This is a genomic window from Pseudomonas sp. 05N433 (assembly GCF_056396925.1).
Genome location: NZ_JBFTML010000162.1, coordinates 1 through 416, shown reverse-complemented (window position 1 = coordinate 416; position 416 = coordinate 1). Strand labels below are relative to the sequence as shown.

The following is a 416-nucleotide window of genomic DNA, read 5'->3' as shown; positions in this document are numbered from 1 at the left end:
TCAAAGTTGCCGCCTGCGGCATCCTTGATGGTCACTTCGACTTGGCCAGCGTCCTTGTAGACGTCGTCCTTCGGCGCATCGACGGTTACGGAACCGGTGGTTTTGCCTGCTTCGATGGTGATGACGGCGCCGTTGCTCAATGTCACGGTCACTGGCGTGCCGGCGGCGTTGGTCAAGGTTGCGGTGTAAACAATGGAACCACCTTCGGCCACCGAGTCGGTCGCGCTCAGGCTGAGAGTCGTGGTGTCCGGCGTGTCGGTCACCGAGGTATCCGCCGACTTGCCGTCGACTTCCAGTTTCTCGTAGTTGCCGCCCTTGGCGTCGTCGATCTTCACGCTCAAAGAACCGCCGCCAGCGAGGGCATCGTTTGGCGCAACGAAGTTGACAGAATCGTTTGGCGCAACGAAGTTGACAGA

Annotated in this window: 1 protein-coding gene; it reads right to left on the bottom strand. The window is 59.9% G+C overall.

The window, feature by feature from the left end; translation table 11 throughout:
- The coding region (locus tag AC1DIS_RS30175) for an immunoglobulin-like domain-containing protein (protein ID WP_477781326.1) at positions 1 to 335 on the bottom strand (335 nt) is incomplete at its 3' end.
- Positions 336 to 416: the final 81 nt, after the last annotated feature.